The sequence below is a fragment of the Mycobacterium sp. E3298 genome (assembly GCF_001666895.1).
GTDB lineage: Bacteria > Actinomycetota > Actinomycetes > Mycobacteriales > Mycobacteriaceae > Mycobacterium.
In genome coordinates, this window is record NZ_LZJB01000561.1 from 1 (window position 1) to 1,593 (window position 1,593).

The following is a 1,593-nucleotide window of genomic DNA, read 5'->3' on the forward strand; positions in this document are numbered from 1 at the left end:
CGCATCTGGCCACGGGCATGCGTATCTACGTCGAGTACAACAAGAATGATCCCAATCTGGTTCGGGTGCAGCACCGCAATGCCGGGCTGGCCATCATCCCGGCCGGCTCCATCGCCGTGGTGTGCTGGCTGGCCGCGACGGCCCTCCTGATCGGGCTGGCGGTGCTGGACAAGCTGCTCGATCGCCGCGACGAGGCCGCGGCGGCACCGGCATAGCCGGGGTTGGAAGCGTCCGACCAGCAGATTTCGCGCGACGTATGCCCGCAGGCAACCTTCGAGACAGCCGGCGCTGACACCGTAGTGGTGTGCGCGTTGCAATCGTCGCCGAATCGTTCCTGCCGGAAGTCAATGGTGTCAGCAACTCGGTGCTCCGGGTACTCGAGCATTTGCGCCGGACCGGTCACGAAGCCCTCGTCATCGCCCCGGACACCCCACCGGGCGTGACCCCGGCGGATCGCGTCCACGACGGGATCCGCGTGCATCGGGTTCCCTCGCGGATGTTTCCGAAGGTCACCACGTTGCCACTCGGCGTGCCGATGCCCCGGATGGTGAGCGTGCTGCGCGGATTCGACCCGGACGTCGTGCATTTGGCCTCGCCGGCCTTACTGGGTTACGGCGGCGTCAAGGCGGCGCGCTGGCTGGGGGTGCCGACCGTCGCCGTATATCAAACGGACGTACCGGGTTTCGCTGCGAGCTATGGCATCCCGATGACGCAGCGGGTCGCGTGGGCCTGGTTCCGGCATCTGCACAGCCTCGCCGACCGAACCCTGGCGCCGTCCACCGTGACGATGGAATCGCTTGTAGAGCACCGCTTCCCGCGCGTGCATCGCTGGGCGCGCGGCGTCGACTTGCTGCGGTTCGCCCCGTCGGGGCGCGACGAGGCGCTCCGGCGCCGATGGTCACCGCGGGGCAAGCCGATCGTCGGCTTTGTGGGCCGGTTGGCCCCGGAGAAGCACGTGGAGCGGCTGATCCCGCTGGCGGCGCGCGACGACGTGCAACTCGTCATCGTCGGCGACGGCGTCGACCGCGGCAAACTGCAAAAGGCAATGCCGACAGCGGTTTTCACCGGCGCGCTCCACGGCGACGAACTCGCCGTGGCGTACGCCAGCATGGATGTCTTCGTGCATCCCGGCGAGCATGAGACGTTTTGCCAAGTCGTGCAGGAAGCGCTGGCGTCGGGGTTGCCGGTGATCGCCCCCGACGCCGGCGGCCCACGCGACCTCGTCACGCCGTGGCGCACCGGTTTGTTACTGGGCGTCGACGAATTCGAGGCGAGGTTGCCTGAGGCCGTCACCCATTTGATCGACGAACGCCACCGCTACGCATTGGCCGCCCGGCGCAGCGTGCTCGGCCGCAGTTGGCCGGTCATCTGTGACGAGCTGCTCGGTCACTACGAGGCGGTGCTGTCGCCGTTCTCCCGCAGGCGGATGTTCGCCAAGCGCTACGCGCAGGGCCAGTGAACTAACGGTCCGCCCGCGGGACCAACCCCAGGCGCTGACGTCAGTGGTCGTGCCCGGGCGGGGGATCCTGGATCGGGTTGTCGGGTCGCCCCGTGTGTGGTTGCTCTGGTGCCTGGCCGGAGCGCGCCGCCAGC

1 protein-coding gene and 1 pseudogene are annotated in these 1,593 nt (G+C 68.4%); both read left to right on the plus strand.

Annotated features, from left to right (window positions below):
- Positions 1-215 (plus strand): annotated as a pseudogene (locus tag A9X05_RS25510) (hypothetical protein); the annotation flags it as partial.
- 89 nt (positions 216-304) lie between these two features.
- The gene (locus tag A9X05_RS25515; RefSeq protein ID WP_067784922.1) at positions 305-1,459 is read left to right on the plus strand and encodes a glycosyltransferase family 1 protein; all 1,155 of its coding nucleotides are present in this window, start codon (positions 305-307) and stop codon (positions 1,457-1,459) included.
- Positions 1,460-1,593: the final 134 nt, after the last annotated feature.